The organism is Azospirillum brasilense (assembly GCF_001315015.1).
Taxonomy (GTDB): domain Bacteria; phylum Pseudomonadota; class Alphaproteobacteria; order Azospirillales; family Azospirillaceae; genus Azospirillum; species Azospirillum brasilense.
The window spans coordinates 431,230-449,539 of the sequence record NZ_CP012914.1; the positions used below are offsets into that span (position 1 = coordinate 431,230).

General features: G+C 71.6%; 16 protein-coding genes. 6 read left to right on the forward strand and 10 right to left on the reverse strand.

The window, feature by feature from the left end; translation table 11 throughout:
• Positions 1–34 precede the first annotated feature (34 nt).
• Positions 35–2,341 (forward strand): sensor histidine kinase, encoded by a 2,307-nt coding sequence (locus AMK58_RS30220; RefSeq protein WP_051139984.1) that lies wholly within the window; start codon positions 35–37, stop codon positions 2,339–2,341.
• A 78-nt stretch (positions 2,342–2,419) separates the two neighbouring features.
• On the opposite strand, the gene AMK58_RS01950 is transcribed toward AMK58_RS30220, so the two are convergent.
• A complete protein-coding gene (locus AMK58_RS01950; RefSeq protein WP_137165167.1) occupies positions 2,420–2,839 on the reverse strand; it encodes a hypothetical protein in 420 nt (139 codons plus the stop codon).
• A gap of 327 nt (positions 2,840–3,166) precedes the next feature.
• Here AMK58_RS01950 and AMK58_RS01955 point away from each other — a divergent pair, with 327 nt between their 5' ends.
• Positions 3,167–4,744, forward strand: coding sequence for a phospholipase D-like domain-containing protein (locus AMK58_RS01955; protein ID WP_035669437.1), 1,578 nt, complete (start codon positions 3,167–3,169; stop codon positions 4,742–4,744).
• 21 nt (positions 4,745–4,765) lie between these two features.
• Here the strand turns inward: AMK58_RS01955 and AMK58_RS01960 are convergent, their stop codons facing one another.
• The 4 genes from AMK58_RS01960 to AMK58_RS01975 all read right to left on the reverse strand — a co-directional run bounded on the left by AMK58_RS01960 (position 4,766) and on the right by AMK58_RS01975 (position 8,360).
• Entirely contained in the window at positions 4,766–6,073 is a 1,308-nt protein-coding gene (locus AMK58_RS01960) for a methyl-accepting chemotaxis protein (RefSeq protein WP_236778158.1), read from the reverse strand.
• Positions 6,074–6,347: 274 nt separating this feature from the next.
• Positions 6,348–7,088, reverse strand: coding sequence for an OmpA family protein (locus tag AMK58_RS01965; RefSeq protein WP_035669448.1), 741 nt, complete (start codon positions 7,086–7,088; stop codon positions 6,348–6,350).
• A 26-nt stretch (positions 7,089–7,114) separates the two neighbouring features.
• Positions 7,115–7,600 carry a DUF4398 domain-containing protein gene (locus tag AMK58_RS01970; protein WP_079285278.1) on the reverse strand — a complete coding sequence of 162 codons (486 nt, stop codon included), beginning with the start codon at positions 7,598–7,600 and terminating at the stop codon, positions 7,115–7,117.
• 229 nt (positions 7,601–7,829) lie between these two features.
• Entirely contained in the window at positions 7,830–8,360 is a 531-nt protein-coding gene (locus AMK58_RS01975) for a hypothetical protein (protein ID WP_059398546.1), read from the reverse strand.
• Between the two features lie 204 nt (positions 8,361–8,564).
• Between AMK58_RS01975 and AMK58_RS01980 the strand changes: the two genes are divergently transcribed.
• Together AMK58_RS01980 and AMK58_RS01985 are read left to right on the forward strand one after the other, a co-directional pair.
• Complete coding sequence (locus AMK58_RS01980) at positions 8,565–9,230, forward strand: NnrU family protein (protein WP_035683090.1); 666 nt, start codon at positions 8,565–8,567, stop codon at positions 9,228–9,230.
• Between the two features lie 77 nt (positions 9,231–9,307).
• Complete coding sequence (locus AMK58_RS01985) at positions 9,308–9,577, forward strand: DUF2934 domain-containing protein (RefSeq protein WP_059398547.1); 270 nt, start codon at positions 9,308–9,310, stop codon at positions 9,575–9,577.
• 10 nt (positions 9,578–9,587) lie between these two features.
• Here AMK58_RS01985 and AMK58_RS01990 read toward each other — a convergent pair whose 3' ends face one another.
• Positions 9,588–10,325 (reverse strand): hypothetical protein, encoded by a 738-nt coding sequence (locus AMK58_RS01990; protein WP_236778159.1) that lies wholly within the window; start codon positions 10,323–10,325, stop codon positions 9,588–9,590.
• Between the two features lie 34 nt (positions 10,326–10,359).
• Complete coding sequence (locus AMK58_RS01995; protein ID WP_059399026.1) at positions 10,360–11,460, reverse strand: Do family serine endopeptidase; 1,101 nt, start codon at positions 11,458–11,460, stop codon at positions 10,360–10,362.
• A gap of 393 nt (positions 11,461–11,853) precedes the next feature.
• Here AMK58_RS01995 and AMK58_RS02000 point away from each other — a divergent pair, with 393 nt between their 5' ends.
• Both AMK58_RS02000 and AMK58_RS02005 read left to right on the forward strand, forming a co-directional pair.
• Positions 11,854–12,831, forward strand: a complete 978-nt coding sequence (locus tag AMK58_RS02000; protein ID WP_059398549.1) for a hypothetical protein — start codon at positions 11,854–11,856, stop codon at positions 12,829–12,831.
• Between the two features lie 43 nt (positions 12,832–12,874).
• Complete coding sequence (locus tag AMK58_RS02005; RefSeq protein WP_236778160.1) at positions 12,875–14,113, forward strand: pentapeptide repeat-containing protein; 1,239 nt, start codon at positions 12,875–12,877, stop codon at positions 14,111–14,113.
• Between the two features lie 87 nt (positions 14,114–14,200).
• Here AMK58_RS02005 and AMK58_RS02010 read toward each other — a convergent pair whose 3' ends face one another.
• From AMK58_RS02010 to AMK58_RS02020, 3 genes are all read right to left on the reverse strand, one after another.
• Positions 14,201–15,610, reverse strand: coding sequence for a heme biosynthesis protein HemY (locus AMK58_RS02010; RefSeq protein ID WP_035674191.1), 1,410 nt, complete (start codon positions 15,608–15,610; stop codon positions 14,201–14,203).
• Positions 15,607–17,490 carry a mitofilin family membrane protein gene (locus AMK58_RS02015; RefSeq protein ID WP_059398550.1) on the reverse strand — a complete coding sequence of 628 codons (1,884 nt, stop codon included), beginning with the start codon at positions 17,488–17,490 and terminating at the stop codon, positions 15,607–15,609. Before AMK58_RS02015 ends, AMK58_RS02010 begins: the two co-directional genes overlap by 4 nt.
• Positions 17,491–17,552: 62 nt before the next feature.
• The gene (locus AMK58_RS02020; protein ID WP_035669407.1) at positions 17,553–18,308 is read right to left on the reverse strand and encodes a uroporphyrinogen-III synthase; all 756 of its coding nucleotides are present in this window, start codon (positions 18,306–18,308) and stop codon (positions 17,553–17,555) included.
• Between the last annotated feature and the right edge of the window lie 2 nt (positions 18,309–18,310).

Sequence of the window (18,310 nt, forward strand, 5' to 3'; positions counted from 1 at the left end):
GATCGGGCCGCCGCAACGGCGGAGGGGCAAGGGCGTGACGGAGAAACAGGCGGGCCGGCGGCTTCGGCTGCACACGGTGACGATGCTCACCGCGCTGGCCACGGCGTTTCTGATGGCCGGGCTGACACTCGGGGTGGGCGGCGCCTTCGTCCGGGTGCTCGACCTCGCGGAGGAGGCTGACCGCGCCATCGTTCCCCAGATCACCCGTCAGCATCAATACGCCGTCTTCGCCGCCCGCATGGGCCAGCTCGCCGAGGCCGTCCTGCGCTCCCGCTCGCCGGAGGAGCGCGCCGGTGCCCTGGCCGAGGTGGAAGGCGTGTCGCAGCGCTTCGCGGCGGACGCGGCGGCCCCAGCGCTTCTCGAGCGGCTCGAAATGGCCATCCAGGCGGTGCGCCGCACCGCGGAGCGGGCCGATGCCATCGACGTCCTGGCGGCCCAGGCCGTCGCCCTGCAGCGCAAGGGGGACGAGGCGTTCCTCAGCCTGCTGCGCTCCGGCGCCCCCCTGGCGGTGCAGGAGCCCTACCACCGCGCGCTGGAGGCGCTCGCCGCGGGCTTGGCCGCGACGGACACGGTGCAACTCGCCGGTGAGGTCGCCCGCTTCCACGAGCACGCCGCCGAAGTGGTGAACGCGCTGATCCCGCTGGAACCGGGAGAGCGGGCACCGCTGGCCCGCACCGCGCGCGACCTGGACGGGCTGAGCGAGCTGTTCACCCTGCGCCGGACCATCCTGTCCGAGGCGGGGTTGATGGGGCTGGAGACGGAGATTGCTCACGGCGTGCTGAACGACCTCAGCGGCAGCCTGACCGACGCCGCCGCGACCAACACGCGGCGCATCGCCGACACCTTGACCGATCAGGCGCGCAGCGGGCTGTGGATCGTGCTGATCGGGCTGGGCATTGCCTCGGCGGTGCAGACGGTGCTCTACGTGCTGCTGCGCGTCCATGTGGTCCGCCCGATCCGTCGCGCCTCGCAGGCGCTGGCCATGGTGCAGCGGGAGCGCCGGGCCGTCCGCCTGCCGCCCGCTCTGTTCGCGGAGCTTCAGGCGATCTCCACCAGCGTGGAGCGGTTCGGAACGGCGTTGGTGGAGACCCACGCCTACGCCGAGGCGCTGAAGGCGGGGGAGGGGCGGATGCGGGCGATCCTGGCGGCCTCGCCCTTTCCCATCGTGATCGCGCGGCGGTCGGACGATTCCGTCCTGTTTGCCAACCCGCAGGCCGAGGCGCTGTTCGGGACCGAGGGGTCGCGGCTGGCGCTGACGCGCAACGCGCGCTTCTTCGTTTACCCGTCCGACGTCGCCCGCCTGTCCCGTCTGGTGGCCGAGCAGGGGGCGGCGAGCGACCTGGAGATGGAGATGCGCACCGCCGGAGGACGGTCCTTCTGGGCGATGATCTCCGCCGTGGAGATTCACGACGTGGACGAGCCGGCCATCCTCATCGCCGTCAACGACATCACCCTGCGCAAGCGGTCGGAGGAGGAGACGGAGGCCGCCAAGCAGCGCGCCGAGGGCGCGTTGGCCGATCTGCGCGACACCCAGGCCCACCTGATCCAGGCGGAGAAGATGGCCTCGCTCGGCGGGATGGTGGCGGGGGTGGCGCACGAGGTGAACACGCCGGTTGGCATCGCCCTGACCGGCATCACCCATCTGGCCGACCAGACCCGCAAGGTGGTTCGCGAGGTCGAGGCCAACACGCTGCGCCGCGCCGACTTCACCGGCTATCTGACCACCGCCGGGGAGGCCTGCCGGCTGATCGAGAGCAATCTGAACCGCGCCGCCGAGCTGATCCAGAGCTTCAAGCAGACCGCGGTGGACCAGACCAGCGAGGAGCGGCGCCGCGTCGATCTGGCCGCCTATCTGGACGATGTGCTGACCAGCCTGCGCCCGCGGCTGAAGCAAACCCCCCACCGGGTGGTGGTGGACTGTCCGGCGGGGCTGTGGGTGGACAGCTATCCCGGCGCGCTGTTCCAGGTCCTGACCAACCTGACCATGAACGCCGTGGTCCACGCCTATCCGGACGGGCGGGCCGGCACGCTGACCGTCGCCGCGACCCGCCCCAACCCGCAGGAGGTCGAACTGCGCTTCTGCGACGACGGCTGCGGCATTCCCGCCGCGAATCTCGGGCGCGTCTTCGACCCCTTCTTCACGACGCGGCGCGGCGAGGGGGGGAGCGGGCTCGGCCTGCACATCGTCTACAACATCGTGACCACCCGCCTGCGCGGCAGCATCCGGGTGGACAGCCGGGAGGATGGGGGCACCTGCTTCGTTCTGCGTTTTCCCGCCGAGGCCCCTCCGGCCGTGGACAGCGGCGGACCGGCGGCGGTCAGGCCGGAGCCGGTGGCCTGAAACGGAAAAGGGCGCGCCGGAGGTTCCGGCGCGCCCTTCGCTGCAATCCTTGAAGGCAGTTACTTGCCTTGAAGACAGTTACTTGCTGCCGTCCGGGCCGCAGTTCGGGGTGCCCGGCGGGCAATGGGTGCCGGTCGCGGTCTGGTTGTCGCGGGCCGGGTTGCTGCTGGTGGCGCTGCCCATACCCGACGGTGCCGTGGTCTGGCCCTGCCAGGTGCCGCCCGAAGAGCCACTGCCCGTGGTGCCGTTGCCCATGGTGCTGCCCGACGAGCCGGGCACGGTGGTCCCCGGGCTGTTCATGGTGCCGGTCGAGCCGGCGGTGCCCGGGGTGGTGACGCTGCCCGGGGTGGAGCCCGGGCCGGAGGTGCTCAATCCGGTGGACGGCGAGGTCGTGGTGCTGGGAACGGTCGGGCTCACGGCGGTGCCGCCCGACTGGGCGACGGCGGAGCCGGCCATCAGGGCGAGGGCCGACGCGGCGGCGATCATAAGGGTACGCATCCTCATCTCTCCATCTGGTGGCGGCGCCCTTTGGCCGGGCGCCCTCCTGGCGGGGGTTCGGGCGGTGACTCGGTCTGGCGCCCTGCGGCGCGCCCGTCCCCCATTCGCCCATCCCCAACAGGAGGCCCGGCACATCGTTGCGGCAAAACCGAACGGTCATCCAATCTCTTGGCCCGATCTTTTGGCGAACCGCCCACCGTCCGGACTTTCCGTCCGCTCCCATCCAGGTGCGGACGCCGGGCGATTCCGGAGCAGCCGGGCGCCCCGCGGAACAGGCCGCCGCCAAATGAGTTGACGCAAGCACCGCTACGGCACGTCGAGGCAGGAATGAACGATCATCGGGATGCGGCGGACCTTGCCGGGGCAGGGCCCATCCTGCGCCCCGGCGCCACCTGCTGGCGGACCGAACGCGCGGACCGGGTGGCCGTGCTGGTCGACGGCGCCGCCTTCTTCGCGGCTGTGCGCGCCGCCCTGCTGCGGGCGCGGCGGTCGGTGATCCTGCTCGGCTGGGACATCGATCCACGGATGCGCCTCGACCCCCACGACCCGGAAACGCTGGGCGATTTCCTCGCCCGCCTGATCCGCCGCCACCCGTCGCTGCAGATCCACGCGCTGAAGTGGGACATGCCGTTCCCGATTTCGCTGGAGCACCCGCACGGGCCGCTGGAGCGGCTGAACCGGCGCACCGGCCCGCGGTTGACGCTGGAGTTGGACGACGCCCTGCCGGTGGGGGCGGCGCAGCACCAGAAGCTGGTGGTGGTCGACGACGCGCTGGCCTTCTGCGGCGGCATCGATCTGGCCGGCGACCGCTGGGACACACCGGAGCATCGGGACAACGACCCGCGCCGCCGCTGGCCGACCGGGGAGCTTCACGCGCCGCGCCACGACGTGATGATGGCGGTGGACGGCCCCGCCGCCCGCGCGCTGGGAGTGATGGCGCGCGAACGCTGGAGCCACGCCACCGGACAGGTTCTGCCGCCCCCGCCGCCGGAAGGCTTCTCGGGCGGCGATCCCTGGCCGGAGGGCCTGCACCCGCTGATCACCGACGCGGCCGTGGGCATCGCCCGCACCCTTCCCGACTGTCTGGTCGGCCGTCCGGTCCGCGAGAACGAGGCGCTGACCTTCGCCGCCATCGCCGAGGCGCGCCACAGCATCTATCTGGAGAACCAGTATTTCGCCTCCTTCCGCGTGGCCGAGGCGTTGGCCCGGCGGCTGCGCGAGCCGGACGGGCCGGAGGTGGTGGTCGTCGTCCCCATGGAAAGCCCGAGCTGGTTCGACCGCATGGCCATGGACACGCCGCGCGGCGTGGTGCTTCAGGAGCTGCGCGCCGCCGACCGCCACGGGCGCCTGCGCGCCATGACGCCGCTGACCGAGGGCGGCAACGGCATCGTCGTGCATTCCAAGCTCATGGTGGTGGACGACCGGCTGCTGCGCATCGGGTCGAGCAATCTGAACAACCGCTCCATGGGCTACGACACCGAATGCGATCTGGCGGTGGAGGCCCAGCCCGGCGACCGCAGCACCGCCAACGCCATCGGCGCGGTGCGCAACCGCCTGCTGGCCGAGCATATGGGGGTGGACCCGTCGGAAATGACCGCCGCCGTCCGCGCCACGGGCCGTCTGGTGGCCGCCATCGACCGGCTGAACAAAACGTCCGGGCGCCGTCTGGCGCCGCTGCCCGACACCGACCCCGGCCTGACCGAGCAGGCCTTCGCCGCTCTGCGCATCGCCGATCCCGACCGTCCGGAAGAGGCTTGGGCCGTGTGGAAACGCATGCCCCCGGCCCCGGCGCCGGCCCGTTCCCTGACCCGCGCGGTGGGGGCGGCCCTGTTCACCGCCGGGGCGATCGCCGGGGTCTATGCCGTTGCACAGGCGATGGTCGAGACCGAGCGCGGCGACCGCTGAACGGTTCGCCGCAACCGGTCGTCAGGCGGCGCGCTTCCGGACGCCGGACACACTGCGCAGATCCTCCTCCAGACCGTTCAGCCGGCCCAGCCCGCCGCTGATCGCGTCCAGCTCGCGCCGCAGCCCTTCGGGAACACGCAGGTCCCCGGCGAAACCGGCCAGCGTGTCGGCCAGGGAATCGCCCAGCCGGTCCAACTCGCCCATCAGCCGCCGCTCGTGCCCGGCGACGTCCTGCTGGCCGGCGCTGAGGCTTTGCAGGCGATCGGCCAGATCGGACAGCAGCGCGTGCTCGGCGGCCACCTTGGCCTGGGCGTCCTGCCCGGCGATCTGCTGGGCGATCGCCTGCTGCATGCGGTCGATGCCCTTCTGGATCACCTGGATGGCCTCGTTCGACTGGCGGGCCAGATCGCGCACCTCGTTGGCCACCACGCGGAAGCCGTGGCCGTATTCCCCGGCCCGCGTCGCCTCGATGGCGGCGTTCAGCGCCAGCATGTTGGTGGCGGACATGATGCGGGTGATGGCGTTGACCGAATCCTCCAGCGCGCGGGATTCCGCGACGATCTGCTCGAAGCGTGTCAGGTCGGAGGTCGCCTCGGCCCGGCGGCGGTCGAGATGCTCCTGGAGGCTGGCGAGAAGCGTGTGGTTCTCCGTGGCGCAGCGCTGGGCGTCGTCGTGGCGGCCGGCGATCTGCACCCCGCTGTCGCGGATGAAGCCGACCAGGGCGGCCACCGCGTCCTGCGTGTCGGACAGGCGGGCGCGCAGGGCCTGCACCTCCCGCTCCGCCTGATCGAGCGCCGCGCCGACACGGGCCTTGGCCAGCTCCACCGCCTGCGGCACCTCGGCGATGGCGCGCTCCGCCTCCGGCGGGATGCCCTGGGGGCGGCGCGCGAAGGCCAGCCGGGCGGCGCACAGGCTGCCGAACTCGTCCAGCGGGCCGTCCATGCCGTTGTCGCGCAGCAGGCGCCGCCACTCCTCCGAATCCCGGTGCAGGGTGACGAACAGGCGGTTGGCCTCGTCCGTCGTCAGCGTCTCGCCGTCGAAGGTCAGATGCTCGTGAGGGATGAAGTTGAACAGCGACGTGACCATGGTCCGCCGTGTTTCCAGAACCCAATACTGGACGACCATCACCACCATGATGGTGACGATCATGCCGAGCGCCGCCGCCGGCCCCTCCGGCACGCCGAACCGGTGCAGCGTGGCGTTCCACAGCGGGTTGAGGAGAACCACCACCACGATCACCGGCAGGCCGATGATGAGGAGAAGCAGAGCCTGCGCCTTCAAAAATCCCCTGCTGAGCATCGCTCCCTCGTCACCCTGTCCAGTGGTCATACCGAATCCCCGCGCAATCAAAAGGACACCGTGGCCCCTCATGTTCGCGCATCGTAAAACCACACACCGTAAAAGGTAAAGAAGCATTGATTTTGCCCTGCATTCGAGACAATTTTTTCGGATGATCGCGACTCCGGCGGAGTGGTGGAGCGGGACGGGCAAGTCGGAGCTGGAAAAACGACCGGAAATCGGGCCGGAATCGAAGCGGGCGAGCCGTTTCCGGCCCGCCCGTTCTTGTTCAAGCGCAATGTGCGTCAAATGGCAGCATGGCCCGTCAGGAGCGCGTCTCCGCCACCGAGCCCGGCTCGGAGATCACGATGTCGACGCGGCGGTTCTGCTGGCGTCCCGACTCCGTGCTGTTGGAGGCGACCGGCTGGGCCGACCCCAGGCCCTGGGCGGCGATGCGGCTGGGGTTGACGCCGCGCGCGGTCAGCGCGTCGCGCACCGCCATGGCCCGCTCCTCGGACAGGCGCAGGTTGGTGGCCGACGAACCGGTGGTGTCGGTGTAGCCCTCGATCCGCACGGTCCGTTCCGGATTGCGCTGGAGGAAGTTGGCGAGTTCGCTCAGACGCGCGTCGGCGCCCGGAGTCAGGCGGGCGCTGCCGGTGGCGAACAGAACGTCGCCCAGCGACATCACCAGACCGCGCTCCGTCCGCTCTGCCTGGAGGGCGCGGATCTGGTCCTGGAGGCGGTAGGTCTCGGCGTTGGCGACGACCTGCTGCGCGCCCTTCATCGCCGCCACGTCCTGGGCGATCTGGAGCTGCCGGTTGGCGAGATAGGCCTGATGATCCATCTCCGCGGTGTTGCCGTCGCTGCGCGCCCGCTCACCGCGCTGCAGCGCCTCTTCGGCGCGGCGCAGCTCCAGCGTGGCGTTGCTGGCCAGCTGCGGGTTGGCGGCGGCGCTGGAATAGGATTGGCGCGCCTGGGCCAGGGCCGGCGTGTCGTCCGGGGTGGCGCAGGCGCCGAGCGACAGGGCGACGACGCCCAGCGAGGCCAGGGCCAGGCTTTTTCTCACCGTTTGGGCCTTCTTTTGGGTGTGCATCACGGTGTGCCCTCCAGCGTGCGCGGGGAATCCCAGGTCGAGGTCCCGCTCATGCCCGACGGGGCCAGGGGAGCTGTGGCGGACGCGGCGGGCGCCCGGCCCGCAGCGCCCGGCATACCGGCGCCCGGCATACCGGCGTTGGGCAGCCCGGCGTTGGGGTTGGCGAGCGTGCGCACGGCGCTGGCGGCCTGCTGCGCTGTCGCGCGCTGCGAACGCACGGTGGCGAGTTCGGCGTCGGCCTGCGCCTGCTCGGCGAGACGGCGGGCCTGGGTCCGCTCGTCCTCGCGCATCGCGGCGTCGGCAGCGGCCAGCTTCTCGCGGGCGGACTGGAACTCCGCGGGGGCGTGTTGGAGGGCGCCGGCCCGTTCGGCCTGCTGGATGGCTTGCGCCGACGCGCCGAGCTGGGCGGTCGGCGGCGGCACGCTGCCGGCGCAGGCGGCCAGCCCGAGCGACGCCGACAGGATGACAACGGCCCTCCAACCCACCCTGGGCCATCCCAATGTCGAATTGCTGTTGCGGTTCATGCTGCGGCTTCCCGAATGACCGCGGCACACGGCCGCGGGAGAGTGTTCGCCGCTCCAACGCGCCGCCGGGTGGAAGGTTCCTTCTCCGCACATCCGCGCCGGGAAACGCTCCGCTTGCGCGCAAAAAGACGGCCGGGGGAGTGCCCCGGCCGCAAGGTCTGCCTGGATGGGAGGGTGGATGGGGAGGGGGTTACTTCTGGATGCCGATGACCTGCTGCTGGGCCTTGTTGCCGATGCCGGCGGCGAGGTTGGAGACGGTGCCGAGGTTCTGGTTGAACAGGGCGCCCGGCGCGCCGAACTGCATGGCCTTGACCTGCTGCTGGGCGGTGTTGCCGATGCCGACCGCGCTGTTGCTGACGGTGCCGGCGTTGCTGTTGAAGCCGCCCAGAGCGAAGGGCGTCTTCACACCGCCGCCGCCCGCCTGCATGCCGAAGACCTGCTGCTTGGCGGTGTTGCCGACGCCGGCGGCGAGGTTGGAGACGTTGCCCAGGTTGGAGGCGGTGCCGAAGGGCCCGGCCAGCCCGCCGCCTGCCTGGACGCCCATCACCTGCTGCTGCGCCTTGTTCTGGATGCCCGCGGCGGTGTTGGAGATGACCCCCAGGTTGCTGGCGTTGCCGAGCGGGATGCCGCCGGTCATCAGGTCGCCGGCGAAGGCCGGGCCAAAGGAGGCGGCGGAGCAGAGCAGGACGGCGGCGGTGGCGATCAGGGTGGTGCGGCGCATGGTGTGTTTCCTTCCGGTGTCTGGGGGGAGTTGGCTGCCGGTTCCGTCTGCGTCGGGGCCCGGCCTGTCCGATGACCAGACACTACGCCCCGCCGCCCATCCCCGCTGTGGCCTGCGCCACACTCGGACGCGGTTTGCTTTCGCAGCTCCAAGTTTGACGTTCATCAAGACTCCGTCCGGCAAAGCGGTGTTTCCTCGCGTCCCATGACCACCGACCTTCTTCTCGCCGCCCTGTTCCTGTTCGCCACCCACGCCGTGCCGTCCTGGCCGGGGGTGCGGCCGTGGCTGATCGCCCGGCTGGGGTGGGGCGGGTTCGTCGCCCTGCATTCGCTGGGCTCGCTGCTGGCGCTCGGCCTCTTCGTCTGGGCCTACCGCGAGGCCGGGGGCGGCGAGCCGCTGTTCGTTCCCGCCGGCTGGGCGGCGCCGCTGGTCGTCGCGCTGATGCCGCTGTCCTTCCTGCTGATCGCCGCCCGCGTCACCAGCAAGGCCGGCGCGCCCGACGCCCCCAACCCGCCGCGGGGCATCTATCGGATCACCCGCTTTCCCGGCAGCATGGGGCTGTTGCTGTGGGCGCTGCTGCACCTGCAAGCCACCGGGGACGGGCGGCGGGTCGTGCTGTTCGTCGCGATGGCGGCCATCGCCCTGTTCGCCATGGTCAAGAACGATTGGCTGCTGCGCCGTGGTGCTGCCGGGCGGGCCTACCGGGCGGAAACCTCCGCTCTGCCCTTCGCCGCGATCCTGGCCGGACGCCAGAGCTTTCGTCCCGGAGAGATCGGCTGGGGCCGTGTTCTGGGGGCGCTGACCGCCTATGCCGCGATGATCGCGGTTCATCCCTGGCTGTTCGGAGTCAGCCCGCTCTATTGGCTGTAGCGGAAAGGCCTGCGGCACGCCGGTGCGGTCCGCCTGTTGACGGTCAAGACAACAGACCACCGAGGAGGGACAGCGCCATGGAGCATCACACCGGCCCCGACGACCCCCGCGTCCGCGAGCGCGCCCACGCCATCTGGGAGCGCGAGGGCCGTCCCGAGGGGCGCCACATCGCGCATTGGCAGCAGGCCGCCCGCGAGATCGCCGAGGAGGACGCCGTGCCCGGTCCGGAAGCCGGGCTGCAAACCCCCGACAGCGCCAGCGAGCGCGCCCTGCACGAGGCCGCCGAGCATCTGCGCGGCGTGGACACGCACAGCCACCACCGCCAGTCGTCGCCGGCGGAAGGCTGACGGCGGCCCGTCAGTCCTCGTCGTCCAGGGACAGCTGGCGAACCTCCAACCGGGGATCGGGCCGTTGGGAATTGGGCTGCGGCAGCGGGCGCGGCTCCGCCGCCCGGCCCGCGGCGGGAGGCGGCGCGGCGCGGGGCGGGCGCAGCGGTTTGTTCACCGTCCCCCGCGGCCCGATGCTCGGCTCGTCGCCGAAGTCGGGCAGGGGCGGGCAGCGGTCCATCACCGCGCGCATCAGGACGGCGACGCGGTCCGTCTGCTTGCGCAGGCCCTGCCCGCGCTCCCCGTCGTAGAGCGGGTCGTCGAGGAACTTGCGGATCTCCATCAGCGCGCGGAACTCCACCCCCACCGTCTCGTGGGTGCCGATGGGCAGCGCCTTAACCCGCGCGAAGGTGTTGAAGAAGCCCAGGCTCTCCTCCACGAACAGGATCACCATGCGGGCGTGCAGGCGTTCCAGCGCGGTGGTCATCGGACCGATCAGCTCCTCCATCTCCGACGGGGCGGCGTCCAGCCGTTCCTGGGTCACCGCCGCCAGCGAGAAGAAGTCGCGCACCTTGCGGGAGAATTTGCGGTAGCGGCCCATCCCGCCGACCGACACGCGCTCCCGCGCCGCCGCCGCCAGATCCGCGCACGTCTTCAGCATGTCGTCGAGCCGCATCAGCATGCGGGCGACTTCGCGCTGGCGCTGGGCCGCGCTGACCATGGGGGCGGGCGGTGCCTGCCGGCGGGGAGGGGAGGGGCGGCCGATCATCAGACCATGGTTATCCCGATCCGGTTCGCCGGGTCTAGTTCGCCGTGCGGACGTTCAGCACCCGTTCGCTGCCGCCGCGCAGGACGGTCACCTGAAGCGGCGTGCCGGCCCGCACCAGACCCATGCGGTTGCGGAAGTCGGTGGCGCTGCGCACCGGGCGCCCATTCACCGCGGTCACCACGTCGCCGCTGCGGAAGCCGGCGCGCTCGGCGGCAGACCCGCGCTCCACCTGGGCGATCACCGCCCCGGCGTCGCCGGCCAGATTCATGCTGTCCGCCAGATCGGGGGTCAGGTCCTGGATGGAGACCCCCAGCCGGCCGCGCCGCACCTCGCCATACTCGACCAGCTGCTCCATCACCGAGCGGACGATGCTGACCGGAACGGCGAAGCCGATGCCGACCGACCCGCCCGCCGGGCCGATGATGGCGGTGTTGATGCCGACCAGTTCCCCGTTGAAGTTCACCAGCGCGCCGCCGGAGTTGCCGGGGTTGATGGAGGCGTCGGTCTGGATGAAGTCCTCATACCCCTCGATCTTCAGCCCGCTGCGGCCGAGCGCCGAGACGATGCCGGAGGTCACCGTCTGGCCCAGCCCGAAGGGGTTGCCGATGGCGACCAGGAAGTCGCCGACCTTGAGCTGGTCCGAATCGCCCCAGGGCAGGGCGGTCAGCTTCTCCGCCTCGATCTTCAACAGAGCGATGTCGGTCGCCGCGTCCCGCCCGACCAGCTTGGCGCGCAGGCGGCGGCGGTCCTTCAGGGTGACGGCGATCTCCTGCGCGTTCTCCACCACATGGGCGTTGGTGATGACGTAGCCGCGCCGCGCGTCCACGATCACGCCCGACCCGGCGCTGACCTGCGGGCGGGCCTGCTGCTCGGGGACGTTGAAGAAACGGCGGAAGAAGGGGTCGCGCAGCAGCGGATTCTCGGCCTGCGGCGCCCGCGACAGAACGGCGATGTTGACGACGGCGGGGGTCACCTGCTCCAGCATCGGCGCGATGGTCGTCACCCCGGTGACCCCGGCGGGCAAGGCCGCGGCGGCGGGGGCCAGACCCGCGCCCGGAACGCCGATCCCCAAAAGCCCGGCCACGCACGCCGCCCCTGCAAACCGAAGCGCCGCGAACCGAAGCGTCGTCGTCATCGGCATCTTGTCCCCGTTCCTGTTGTTCCGTACCGCGTTGGCGCGGCTGATGTGGGCGAGCGGCGCCCGTGGGTCAAGCCTGCGCACCCTTTGCCCCGCCCCGCGCCGGAGTATAGGGCAGCGGCGGCGACGGGAGAATCCTCAATGCCGTAGCTCCGCCGTCTTCCAAGCTCCGCTCCGGTGGTGGACTTCCATGATTGGTTGCATGAGGCCGGGGTGCGGCATCGCGCGCCGCCCATGACTTCATTAAGACTTTGTTCAGCGGGATCTGCGAGGCAGAGGTGCGCAGGATTTGCCTGAAATCCAGACCATGTCTGGTGTAACCTCAGTTTTCCTAAGACGTGCTTTCCTCCATGGCGGATTCTCAACAGCGGCCCGCCGACGGTGACGACGATGAGCGATGTTCCTCTGATGGAACTGACCGAGCATGACTACCTCCAGATGGAGGAGGCGCTGTCGCAGACCGCGCGCGGCCGCGCGTTCCTGCGCATGCGCGACCGGCGATCCCGTGTGGTCGCGGTGGACGAGTTCCACCGGCTGACCGGCGCGCTGGAGCAGCAGGTCAACCGGCTGCGCGGGGTGGACACCGGCGCCTTGCTCCGTCTGGCGCCGGCCGGCGGCTCGGGAAGCGGCCTGGGGGACAATCTGCAACTTCAGCAGGAGCTGATGTCGATCACCCAGGTGGTGCGCGAGACGCGCAGCGACATCGCGGCGCTGCGCCCCGCCGACACCGGGTCGAACCGCATCGAGGCGGCGACCGGCGAGTTGGACGAGATCGTCGCGGCGACGGAGCGGGCGACCACCGACATCCTGAACGCCACCGAGAAGATCCAGGAGATCACCCAGGGCATCCCGCGCACCGATCCCGACATCGCGGAGATGGTCGACGCCATCGATGCCTGGAGCATCGAGATTATGACCGCCTGCGCCTTCCAGGACATCACCGGTCAGCGCACCACCAAGGTGGTCAACACGCTGCGCTACATCGAGCAGCGCGTGAACACGATGATCGAGATCTGGGGCGTCGACCGCATCGCCACCGCCTCGGAAACCGCGTCCATGGGCGAGGGGGCGTCCCACCGCAAGCTGGGCGACACCCGGCCCGACGCGCATCTGCTGAACGGCCCGCAGCTCGGCGGGCCGGAGGTCAGCCAGGACGACATCGACGCCCTGTTCGACACGCTGGCCACCCAGATTCCCCAGGTGCTGGAACGGGCGGAGCCGGCCGAGGCGCCGGCACCGCCCCCTCCGCCTCCGTCTCCGCCTCCTGCCGCTGCGAAGCCGGCCCCGCGACCCGCCGCCCCGGCGCCCGAACCGTCGGGCGGCGGCAGCGAGATTTCGCAGGCCGACATCGACGCGCTGTTCGCCTGAGGCGCCGATGGCGAACGACGGCTCCCACAAATCCCGGATACGCTTGAGCCAGGAGCAGCTGGACCGGGTGTGCGAGCGCCATGTCCGCTTCACCGAGGGGCGGCCCAACGGCGCCCGCGCCAACCTTCCCTTCTTCGACCTGACCGGGCTCGACCTGTCGGGCCGCAACCTGACCGGCGCGCATCTGTCCGGCGCCATCCTGCGCGACGCCCGGATGCGGGGAACCATCCTCGACCACGCCGACCTCTACGGCGCGGACCTGCGCGGCGCCGACCTGTCGGAAGCGCGGCTCTATCGCACCGACATGCGCGGCGCCAACGTGCGCGGCGCCATCCTGGACGGCGCGGTGATGGTGGAGGTTGACCTGCGCGACGGCAGCGTCGCCAACCGCAGCGCGTCCGGCGAGCTGAAGGTGGTCGGGTTCGAGCCGGGACCGGCGGACATGGCCTCGGCCAAGCTGACCAACGCCGACATGGCGCGGGCCAAGCTGTCGGGCAGCTTCGCGCGGGCGGCCGACTTCACCAACTCCCGCCTGTCGGGGGCGCGGCTCCAGCGCACCGACCTGCGCGACTGCAACTTCTCCGGCGCCGACCTCCAGGGGGCCGACCTGAACGGCGCCGACCTGCGCGGCGCCATCCTGGACGGCGCCAAGGTGTCGGAGCTGGACCTTATCACCTCCATCCGCACCGACGAGGAAGCCGCGGTCGCCGCCCAGGCGCCGCAGCCCATCCCGGAGCCGGACGAGGACCCGGCGGCGGAGCTCGGCCGTCCGGCGATCGCGGCGGCGGACATCGAGGTTCTGTTGCACCAGCACCTGCTGTGGCTCGGCACCAGCGGCCAGAAGGGGCGCCAGCTCGACCTGACCGGCCTGAACCTCGACGGGGCGGACCTGTCGGGCAAGGTGCTGACGCTTGCCAAGGGCTCCGGTGTGCGGCTGCGCCACGCCCGGCTGAACGGCGCGCAGCTCCAGGCGGCCCAGTTCGACGGCGCCGATCTGCGCTCCGCCGATCTGCGCGGCGCCGACCTGCGCGGCGCGAAGCTGGACCGCGCGATCCTCATCGACGGCTGCCTGGACGGGGCCAATCTGGGGATGCTGCTGATCAGCGCCGGGGCGAAGGTGATGCGCGCCTCGCTGGTGCGCGCCCGCATGGCCGGCGCCTCGCTCAGCGCGACGAACATGAAGGGCTGCGACCTGACGCTGGCCGACCTGACCGGCTGCGACCGCAGCGGCGCGATCTTCGACGAGGCCATCCTGGACGGCGCCCGGCTGGGCAGCGCGTAAGGGTTCGGGGCCGATTCACCACAAAGAAAAAGCCCCTTCCCGGCGAACCGGGAAGGGGCTTTTTTTCGTGCTGCGACCGACGCGGGACTAGGTTGCTCCCTGCGGAGCGATCTGGCCTCCCGGTGCGACGCCCGGCTGGCCGGTGACCGGCTCCGTCGCGTGATGGGTGATGGCGGCCGGCGCCGACTCCGGGCTCATCAGCGACATGCTGACGGTCGGGGTCTTCCATTCCAGGCTGTCGAAGGCGCCGCAATGGCCGCACAGGCCGCCCCAGCTCGGGCTGACCGCGTTGCAGGCGCTGCAGGTCCAGGCCGCGTCCGCCGGGGCGTTCGCCGCCTGGGCCAACCAAGCGCGCGCCGCCTCCTCGTCCTGCCGCTCCGCCCGCTCCAGCTCGGCCAGGAGCTGGAAGACGCGGCGGGAGGGCCGCATCTCCAGCGCCTTGGTCAGATGGGCGCGGGCCTCGCCCCACAGCTGGGCGTCGAGGGCGGCGCGGGCCACGGCGAGCAGCGACTCGACGTCGTTGGGGGCGTGGTTGCGCAGCTTCTCGAACAGCTTGACGCGGGTCATCGGGTCGTAGCTGGAGACCACCTCGCGGTAGGCCGAGGTCAGGTCCGGGTGCGGGTTGACGCGCCAGCAACGCTCGATGGTCTTGGCGGCGTTCTTGTGCTTGCCGATGGCCATCTGCAGCCGGGCCGCGCGGGCCGCCGCCGGGACGAAGCCGGACAGCAGGTCGTGCGCCGCCTGGGCGTGCGACAGGGCCGAGTCGGACCGGCCGCGGCGCTCCGCCTCGAAGCTGCGCTCCAGAAGCAGGGTGGCGCGATGGCGGCGGCCGTCGTCGGGGTTGATGGCGCCGGCCTGCACGGCTTGCTGCAGCGTGCCTTCCGCCGCCGCCCATTCGCCCGAACGGGCTTCCAGGTCGTACAGCGTGCCAAGCAGCCAGGGCGTGTTGGGCTGGAGCGACTGGGCGCGGCGGGCGAGCTGCAGCGCCTCCACCCGGTCACCGGCCTTCAGCGACTGCGTCAGCAGGCCGCGCAGGCCGAGGAAGGCGGTCTCCGGCCGGTCGAGCATGGCGGTGAAGTATTCCTTCGCCGCGCGGTCGTCGCCCTGGAGCTGGGCGGCCTGGGCCGACAGCAGCATGGTCAGCGGCGGCTCGTTGAGCAGCCCGTCGGCCTTGCGCGCCATCTTGCGGGCGGTCGTGGCGTCGCCGGCGGCGACGGCGACCATGCCGCGGGTCAGCGCCTGATAACCGCGCTCGCGCCGGCGCGACCGGCGGTAGCGGCCGTAGTTGCGCGGCGCGCCGAGGATGGCACGGGCCAGCCGGTACAGGACGATGCCAGCCGCCAGAGCCGCCACGCCGATCAGGATGGCGATGCCGATGCCGGTCTCGACGACGTAGCCCTGCCAGTTGATGGCGAGGGTTCCGGGATGGTTGGCCAGCCAGACCGCGATCGCGACGACGATGGCGACCTTGATGATGAACCAGATGGCGCGTGTCATTGGGCCGCTCCCTTGACCCCGGCGGACTGCGACAGCAGGCCGATGGCGCGGTTGGTGAGCTGCTGGCCGGCCTCGTTGGCGGCCAGACGGGCCTTTGCATCGGCGATCCACGGGGCGGCGACCTGCGCCGCCGGGCCCTTCAGGGCGGACAGCTCCTTGACCGCGCCGCCGAGGTTGCCGGCCTGCAGGGCGGCTTCCGCACGGGCGACCACCGCCGAGGCGCCGTCGCCGACCGCGTCGCCGCCCGAGCGGCGGACGGTGACCAGCGTGGCGATCTTGCCGGTGACCTGCTCCACCCAGTCGTTGCCCTCGCCCTGGTTGTCGGCGCGCACGATGTCGGAGGCCATGGCCGAGAAGCGGTCGGTGAGCTGCGGCTGCGTCGGCACGCCCTTGGCGGCGTAGCCGGCCACGGCCTCCAGCGGCTGCGTCACCTGGGCGTCGCCCGACGCCACGGCGCGGACGGCCTGGAGTTCCTGCTGGAACGGCTGCCCGGCGGCCAGCGCGGAGCGGAGCTGCCCGGCGGCAAGCACCAGCGTCTGGGCAGCGGTGGCGGCGTCGCGGCGGGTCTCCACCGCCTGGTTGACGGCGGCAAGCTCCTGCTTCAGCGCGTCCACCTCCTGGCGGATCTGCCCGGCGGCCTGGGCCTCGTTGCCCACCGCGTCGACGCGCTGCTGGACCTGGCCAAGCTGCTCGGTCAACTGGGCGACGCGCGGGTCGGGCTCGGCCGGGGCGGCGGCAGCGGCGGCCTGCGTACGCTCCTCAAGCTGCTGGATGCGGGCGGTGAGCTGGCCGACGGCGTTGTCCAGAGTCTGCTGGTCGATGCCGGCGGCGGCTGCGTTGCCCTCGGCCGGGGCGGCGGCAGGGCGCTGCTCCAGCTTGGCGAGGCGCTCGGACAGCTGCTGGATCTGGTTGCGCAGAGCCGGGTCGGGCTGCGGCGCGGGCGCCGTGGCGGCCGGACCGGCGGCAGTCCCGCCGGCGGTGGGCCAGCCGGGGACGCGCGGCCCCCACCAGGGCTGCGACAGGGCGGCGGCGCCGACCAGCAGGGCGATCAGCGACACGGCGGTGGCGAAACCGGCACCGGACTTGCGTTCCTCGCGCGGCGCCTCGTAACGCGGCGGCTCGTAGGAGGAGGCGGTGTAGGCGGGGGCGGGGGCGGGGGGCTCCACCGGCGGCGTCTCGCTCTTGACCTCGTCCGACGTGAAGGGGGCAGCCTTGAAGGGATCGGCCTTGGCCTCGTCCTTGCTCTCTTCGGAGCGGATCTCATCGCCCTTGATCGTTTCGGCCTTCACGTCGCCGCCCGGCAGCGTGTCGGCGGCACCCGGCAAAGCAGAGGGCGGAAGAGTGTCCGCGACCGGCGGCAGCGTGGAGGGCGGCAGGTCCGTGGCCGGCACCGGGCCACCGCCCGGCAGCGTGTCGGCGCCCGGCAGGGTGTCCTCGGCCTTGCCGGATTCGGTCTTGAACGGCTCGGCGCCTTCGGAAAGGGGAGCGGTCGGCGCGATGATGGCGGCGTCCGGCGGCGGCAGCGGCATCACCGAGCCGGCGGCGTCGGGAGCGTTGCGGTCCTCGCTCGGCGTCGCGGCTTCCAGGTCGGCTTCGCTCAGCTTGATCCGGTGCTTGGCGGCGGAGGCGCGGAGGTCGGCGTGGCGGGCCAGCGGAATGGCGCCGCGCTTCTTCCAGCCCTGCACCGTGGTGACCGGGATGTCCAGCTTGTGGGCCATGGGGCGGATGCCGCCGAAGCGCTCGATGATGCGTTCGACGGCGGGGCCGCCGGGCACCTGGTTCTGGTCGGCCAACGGGTTCTGGTTGGGCGTCTGGTTCTGGTCGGACGGCGTGTGGCCGTTCGGGTCAGCCTCGTGTTCGGAGCCTGGGCGAGAGGTCATTGGGTGCCTTCTGGTCGCAGTTGTTCTCAACGAACGCCACACAAGCCCCCAAGCGGATGCGCTCAAGCCCGGCCCGTGCCGCCGGATGCTTCCGGCAGCAGGCCGAGCAGAGAGTCCTGCTCCGGCCGTGGCGCCACCCGTACGTTCTGCCACGGTGTCACTCCCAGCTCACCGTACGCGCGGGCAGCCTCCGCGACCGCGGGGCTGAGGCAGAGCGCGTCCACTGTACGACAGCGGTCGATGAGCCCGGCCTCGGCGACAAGCCTAACAAACGAACGGGCGGTACGGGGAGAGAAAAACAACACGGCGTCCAGTGTTCCCGTACGCAACAGCGCCGCCGTGCCGTCCGACAGCCGCGCGCTCGGAACGGCGTCGTACAGCGTTTCCCGCAGGATGGAAAATCCGGACTCGCCCAGCATGGCCGACAGGTCGCCGGCCAGCTTGGTTCCTGCGACATGAAGTAGCGGACCCGCCGCTGCGGTGCAGCGTCGGCGCACCAGATCGGCCAGCGCGTACACGTCGCCGGACGCGCTTTCCACCTGCGTGAAACCGGCCGCGCGGGCCGCGGTCGCGGTGGCGTCGCCCACCGCATAGACCGGACGGTCAAGCCGGCTCGTACGTCTGGTGTAGCCCCGTACGCCGTTTGCGCTGGTGAAGAGGAGGGCCTGTACGTTCCCGACGTCCGGCTCCGGCCCGTCCAGCCAGCGGATCTCCAGCATCGGCTCCGCCGACACGGCGAAGCCCAGCGCGCGCAGACGGGCCGCCAGAGGCTCGGAATCCTCCGCCGGACGGGTGACCAGGATGTGAGGGGCCGCCATCG

Coding starts and splice junctions, on each gene's coding strand:
- AMK58_RS01950 (WP_137165167.1), bottom strand. CDS start 2,839: ATGCGTACCCTTATGATCGCCGCCGCGTCGGCCCTCGCCCTGATGGCC.
- AMK58_RS01955 (WP_035669437.1), top strand. CDS start 3,167: ATGAACGATCATCGGGATGCGGCGGACCTTGCCGGGGCAGGGCCCATC.
- AMK58_RS01960 (WP_236778158.1), bottom strand. CDS start 6,073: ATGACCACTGGACAGGGTGACGAGGGAGCGATGCTCAGCAGGGGATTT.
- AMK58_RS01975 (WP_059398546.1), bottom strand. CDS start 8,360: ATGCGCCGCACCACCCTGATCGCCACCGCCGCCGTCCTGCTCTGCTCC.
- AMK58_RS01980 (WP_035683090.1), top strand. CDS start 8,565: ATGACCACCGACCTTCTTCTCGCCGCCCTGTTCCTGTTCGCCACCCAC.
- AMK58_RS01985 (WP_059398547.1), top strand. CDS start 9,308: ATGGAGCATCACACCGGCCCCGACGACCCCCGCGTCCGCGAGCGCGCC.
- AMK58_RS01990 (WP_236778159.1), bottom strand. CDS start 10,325: ATGATCGGCCGCCCCTCCCCTCCCCGCCGGCAGGCACCGCCCGCCCCC.
- AMK58_RS01995 (WP_059399026.1), bottom strand. CDS start 11,460: ATGACGACGACGCTTCGGTTCGCGGCGCTTCGGTTTGCAGGGGCGGCG.
- AMK58_RS02000 (WP_059398549.1), top strand. CDS start 11,854: ATGAGCGATGTTCCTCTGATGGAACTGACCGAGCATGACTACCTCCAG.
- AMK58_RS02010 (WP_035674191.1), bottom strand. CDS start 15,610: ATGACACGCGCCATCTGGTTCATCATCAAGGTCGCCATCGTCGTCGCG.
- AMK58_RS02015 (WP_059398550.1), bottom strand. CDS start 17,490: ATGACCTCTCGCCCAGGCTCCGAACACGAGGCTGACCCGAACGGCCAC.
- AMK58_RS02020 (WP_035669407.1), bottom strand. CDS start 18,308: ATGGCGGCCCCTCACATCCTGGTCACCCGTCCGGCGGAGGATTCCGAG.